Annotated in this window: 5 protein-coding genes and 1 tRNA gene; 5 read left to right on the forward strand and 1 reads right to left on the reverse strand. The window is 56.8% G+C overall.

Going from position 1 to position 5,354, the window contains the following annotated elements:
* Positions 1-42 precede the first annotated feature (42 nt).
* A tRNA-Phe gene (locus JW885_12020) sits at positions 43-118 on the reverse strand.
* Between the two features lie 377 nt (positions 119-495).
* Between JW885_12020 and JW885_12025 the strand changes: the two genes are divergently transcribed.
* The 5 genes from JW885_12025 (at position 496) to JW885_12045 (ending at position 5,040) form a co-directional block, all read left to right on the forward strand.
* Positions 496-1,395 (forward strand): 50S ribosomal protein L11 methyltransferase, encoded by a 900-nt coding sequence (locus JW885_12025; GenBank protein MBN1882894.1) that lies wholly within the window; start codon positions 496-498, stop codon positions 1,393-1,395.
* A 325-nt stretch (positions 1,396-1,720) separates the two neighbouring features.
* Positions 1,721-2,254, forward strand: coding sequence for an SH3 domain-containing protein (locus JW885_12030; protein MBN1882895.1), 534 nt, complete (start codon positions 1,721-1,723; stop codon positions 2,252-2,254).
* On the forward strand, positions 2,251-3,159 hold the full coding sequence (locus tag JW885_12035) for a M48 family metalloprotease (protein MBN1882896.1): 909 nt from the start codon (positions 2,251-2,253) through the stop codon (positions 3,157-3,159). Before JW885_12030 ends, JW885_12035 begins: the two co-directional genes overlap by 4 nt.
* Before the next feature lie 230 nt (positions 3,160-3,389).
* The gene (locus tag JW885_12040; protein ID MBN1882897.1) at positions 3,390-4,253 is read left to right on the forward strand and encodes a PHP domain-containing protein; all 864 of its coding nucleotides are present in this window, start codon (positions 3,390-3,392) and stop codon (positions 4,251-4,253) included.
* Between the two features lie 298 nt (positions 4,254-4,551).
* Positions 4,552-5,040: a hypothetical protein gene (locus tag JW885_12045; GenBank protein ID MBN1882898.1), complete on the forward strand. Its 489-nt coding sequence runs from the start codon at positions 4,552-4,554 to the stop codon at positions 5,038-5,040.
* Positions 5,041-5,354: the final 314 nt, after the last annotated feature.

Below are 5,354 nucleotides of genomic sequence, written 5' to 3' on the forward strand. Positions count from 1 at the left end.
AAAAATAAGGGGTTACGAAAACTCGTAACCCCTTGAAATTACTGGTGCCGCAGCCCGGAATCGAACCGGGGACACTCGGATTTTCAGTCCGATGCTCTACCGTCTGAGCTACCGCGGCGCTTTTTGTAAAAAAATATAATAAAGAGATGCACGCATTTTGTCAAGGCATTTTTGCAATAGTGTGATATTTTTCACACCCGCCCGCCGCCGGTCGTGATACAATGACCTTCACATGGACGGGCTCAATAGGGTCTCGATCGGCAGGGCCGACGGCCGCAAGGCCGGGCCGGCTACCAAGAAAACGGTGGAGTGTAACTATCGGGGCGTAAAGCGGCGATGTCGGATACCTGTGGATAGGGAGCGCTATCCATGCAATATGGTAACAGACCCACGACTTTCGTTACGGTTCTTTTCGCCCCATGTGTTTCGACCCACCGCTATCTGGGCAGCAGGTATTGCCTACCCGATCCTATCGGCCCGGGAGTAAAGGAGACAATGGATACCCCCCGCTGCATACAGGTCCGTATAGATGTTGACGATAAGATACGGCCCGCCCTGGTCGATTACCTCCTGGGGCTCTCCCCTTCCGGCGTGTTGGAGGGGACCGAATGGGGGGACGGGGTACTGCCCGTGACAGTCTATTTCACCCCCGACGAGGCGCCGGCGGCCCTGGAGGCGATTCGGGCCTATCTTGCCTCCCTCGGAAACATGTGGGGGCGCGCGGCCGTGAGGGACCTTGCGGTGGAGGAGATCGGCGACGGCTGGAGGACCGAATATCAGCGCTATTTCAAGGCGAAGAAGGTCACCGATCGACTGATCGTCGCCCCTCCCTGGGAAAAATACGACCCAGGCGAGGATGAGATCGTCGTCGAGATCGTGCCCGGCCAGGCCTTCGGGACCGGGACCCACGAGACGACGATTCTCTGTCTCCGGGCGATGGAGGCGCTTTTTCGCACGCGACGTATCGAGAGCTTTCTTGACGTGGGTAGCGGCTCGGGCATCCTGGCGATAGCGGCGGCGCTTCTGGGGGAGGGATCGGTAAAGGCCGTGGAATCGGACCCGGATGCGGTGCGGGCGGCACGGGAGAACCTGGCGGCGAACAGGGTGTCGGACCGGGTGCACATGGTGCATGCCGCCTATCCCGAAGGCGTGGCGGCGGGAGAGACCTTCGATGTGATAACGGCCAACCTGACCGGCACCGACATCAGAACCCACGCCGAAAGCCTCTCCGGGGCGACGGCGGCCGGGGGATACCTGATCGTCTCCGGGTTTCTCGTTGAGGAGGCGGATTCGATTACCGAGGCGCTTTCGACCGAGGGAATGGAGATGACGGAGCTTCTCACTCTGGGTGAGTGGGGGGCGGCCGTCTTCAACTGGCAGGGCCGGTTGCCTTGATAGCGGTGGAGTGATACGGCGGGGGCGAAGACGAATGGGAGGGCGAAGGTACCCGCCGGAGCGGAGAGGGCATGGGCCGGGGCCGGCAGCCTGGATAGTGGTGGTTTAAATCGCATGGGGTGTTCAGAGTCGTAACGGTCGCCGGACGTGTTGCATTGTTGCGGTGGAATCCCACCCCCCTCGGTTTCACTCTACCGCTATAACGGCGGCCGACTCTCACGGCCAGGCGGCGGGAAGGTATTGATACTATTCGAGATCAGTAGTATGATTTGAATATATAAATGAAAGGAAATACCATATACTAATTATATATATGGATAAAACGATGAAACGATTACAGAGTATCACGGTGGTGTTGGGCATGGTGCTGTTTCTGGCGCCGACCGTGGGCGTGTGCCTCGCCGCACCGGACGTAATCACCATAGACATGGCCGAGGCCTACATGCTTGAGGGGCCGGGGGTCGAATACCCGATCTCCTGCAAGATTACCGACGACGATCCCCTGACGGTCGTCTCCCACCAGGGAGACTGGCTGGAGGTGAAAAAGAGCGACGGCGTCACCGGATGGATAAACAGGGTGCTCCTTTCTCCCGAGGACAAGGCCCGCTATCCCGGCGGGACCGCCGATACGTCGCCCGGTAATTCGAACGGCTCTCTGCTGGATGACATCAGGACCGGCTTTTCCGCAAACGGCGACCCGGACCTCACCGCGTCCGCGGGGACCAGGGGGATCGATTCCGCCGACGGCGCGTACGGACGGGGGGGGAAGGATTACCGGTCGGTCCAGTACATGGAGTCCTTCTACATCTCGGAAAACGAGCTGGACGGATTCATCAGGGAGGGAGGACTGCTCCCATGAAAGCACGGGTGATCTCGTGTATTCTCGGCGCATCCATGGCGGTGTTTCTTTTCGGCTGCGTGACCGGCAGCATGCCCGGTTACGGGTACATCCCCGAGCCGACGGTGAATGACGTGGTGGACGCCGTCACCACCATCGCGCCTGCGCTCCTTCCCATGAGCGAGGCGGAGGAGATCGCCATCGGCCAGGCCATCGCCGCCGAGGTGGCGGGGCGGTACGGGGTGATGCGAAATAACGATCTGACCCGGTACGTCAACCTGGTGGGGAAGACCGTGGCGCGCAAATCCGACCGCCCGGAGCTGGAATACCGGTTCGCGGTGCTGGATACGGACATCATCAACTCCTTCGCCTGTCCCGGCGGGTATATCTTCATCACCAGGGGGGCGCTGGAGGCGATGACCACCGAGGCGGAGCTGGCGGCGGTCCTGGCCCACGAGGTGGCCCACGTGGCCAAGAAGCACATCGTCAAGGAGATCGAACAGAAACAGTTTTTGGAGGCGGGCGGCACGGCCGCGGCGAACTACCTGGACGCCGACCCGAGGATATTCAACATGGCGACCGCCCACGGGACGGAGCTTCTGTTCAAGGGGCTTTCCCGCACCGACGAGTACCAGGCGGATAAGAACGGCATCATCTATGCGGCCGAAGCCGGCTACGACGCCACGGGGCTCGTTTCGTTTCTGGAGACCCTCAAGAATGTGGCCGGGAGCGATTCCACCGAGGGCATCAGCATGCTTTTCTCCACGCATCCGGACATCGATGACCGCATCGGGAGGGCCTCGTCCGTCATCTCCACGAGGGGATACGACGACGCCGGGGGCGCCGTATGCGCGGAACGATTCGCCGACAGAATCGGCTCCCTCAATAGCGGTGAATCGGAGCCCATGGGGCGGGGTACGCAGTAGCGGTGAATGGGAGCCAACCGTCTCAGACCACCACGCTATTGGCGGTCGACCCATGTCGACCCACCACTGTACCGGGTTACATGGGGCGGGGAGAACCGTAACGGGTAATCGGGCCGCTATCGACTCAGGCCACCATTCTATTGGCGGTCGACCCATGTCGACCCGCCGCAACACAGGAAACCGGCCCCTGCCGGTCGACCTACCGCTATAACGGAAGCTGATTCTATCGGATGATTGATCTTCACACCCATACCACCGCCTCGGACGGCACCTTCAGCCCGGCGGCGCTCGTGCGCCTTGCGGCAGAGAAGGGGCTGACGGCCCTTTCCGTGACCGATCACGACACCATCGACGGCATCGCCGCCGCACGGTATCAGGCCCAGAAAAGCGGCGTCGCGTTCGTCTCCGGCATAGAGATCAGCGCCCAGTTCACGAGCGACGGCACCATGCACATCCTCGGCTACTGCCTTGACGAAAAGGACAGGGGCTTTCAAGAGTCGCTTCAATTTTTGAAGGACGCCCGCAAGGAGCGGAACCCGAAGATCATCGAGCGGATGAACGATGCGGGCATCTCCATTACGCTTGGGGACGTCCTGGCCGAGAGCGGCGGCGGCGAGGTGGGGCGGCCGCACTTCGCCCGGGCGCTGGTCAAAAAGGGGCACGCCGCATCGATCGCGGACGCCTTCGAGCGGTACCTTTCCAAAGGCGCGCCGTGCTACGTGGACAAGACCAGGCTTTCCCCCGCCGATTCCATCGCCCTGATACTGCGCGCCGGGGGCGTCCCGGTCCTGGCCCATCCCGGATCCCTGAACCTCTCCTGGGAGGAGCTGGAGGAGCTGGTACGGAAGCTGGTGGGATGGGGGATGATGGGGATCGAGTGTTTCTATTCCACCCATACGCCGGAGGATACCGGGCGGTATCTGGCGACGGTCGAGGCCTTTGGCCTTGTGGCCACCGGGGGGACGGACTTTCACGGCAAAAACCGCCCCAAGACCAAGCTGGGCACCGGCCTGGGCGATCTTTCCATTCCCCACGAGGTCTTTGACCGCCTCGTATCCCGGCATGGGCCGGATGCCAGGAAGGTGGTGGGCTGAAACTACGGGGCAGGGAGACTCAGTCTGTTTTGTCCCTTCACCTCCGCATACCACATCGCTTCTCTCAATCCCAACAGTTCACTCTGCCGTTAGAACGGAAGCCGCCACCGGCGGCTCGTAAGGCGTCGTGAGTGATCTCTGAACGGTTTGTTGCAATGTTGCGGTGGATTCTGTGGTGTGCGTTTGATTCGTCATAATAGTATTTGATTTATTTATGTAATAATGATATGCGTGAACATAAGATAAATAAATAATAGAACATAGTGGAATATGCTAAATTCTCTTTTTGCGGGGCATCATGGCTTTTTGGGATTGGCTTTCTAATAATTGGTATGATGTAATCTCCGGTATCGTTTTAGTCGGGACTCTTATTTTTGCGATATGCAAAAATAAGCAACGAAAAAAAGAAACGGAGAATCTGAAAAAAATCCGCGAAGAGGATTTCGGACAGACATATGAAATATCGAAGATAATTGTGTGGTCAAAGCACAAAAATTTAGTTCTAGATTTGTCAAATAAAAATCACTTAAAACCCCTTGATATAGCGAAAATGACACTTTCGGGTTCGGGTGATCCGCAAGAAATCGGACTTCACACACCTACGGATGGCTATTTTCTGTCTGGCGCAGTAAAAACTGTTGAGACGACTCCACTCTTTAAAAGATATAACGAATTTCTAACTGAAGGAGCAACCCTAACTTTAACAATAATCGATGGATATGGCGTCCATACTTCGGTAGATTTCCAGTTTCGGGAAGGGGTTTGTTTTGAAAAATACAAGACTTAAAGAATATATGGTTATTTATCAGGAGCAATATCATGAGTCAAAAGGAAGAGCCTTTTACATTAGAATGTGTAAATTGTAAAACAAAATTTCCTGTTGATTTTGATCAAATGAAACCAGGAATAACCCATACATGTCCGTTATGTGGACAAACATATGAATCTAAGTCTGATAAAATGAAAGACGTCGAGGACATGATCAAAAAGTATCGTTTTAATAACAAGATTAAGGTGCCCTAGTCACTAAAAGTGTTGACAGGTGACGAGTAAATAGAAGACGAGTCACGGTCTTCCTGTTAAGATGGATTAGCCAAAAAC

The organism is Candidatus Zymogenaceae bacterium (assembly GCA_016931225.1).
Lineage (GTDB): Bacteria > Desulfobacterota > Zymogenia > Zymogenales > Zymogenaceae > JAFGFE01.

Excerpts from the sequence above, each read along its gene's own strand:
- JW885_12025 (MBN1882894.1), top strand. The coding sequence starts at position 496 with ATGGATACCCCCCGCTGCATACAGGTCCGTATAGATGTTGACGATAAG.
- JW885_12030 (MBN1882895.1), top strand. The coding sequence starts at position 1,721 with ATGAAACGATTACAGAGTATCACGGTGGTGTTGGGCATGGTGCTGTTT.
- JW885_12035 (MBN1882896.1), top strand. The coding sequence starts at position 2,251 with ATGAAAGCACGGGTGATCTCGTGTATTCTCGGCGCATCCATGGCGGTG.
- JW885_12040 (MBN1882897.1), top strand. The coding sequence starts at position 3,390 with ATGATTGATCTTCACACCCATACCACCGCCTCGGACGGCACCTTCAGC.
- JW885_12045 (MBN1882898.1), top strand. The coding sequence starts at position 4,552 with ATGGCTTTTTGGGATTGGCTTTCTAATAATTGGTATGATGTAATCTCC.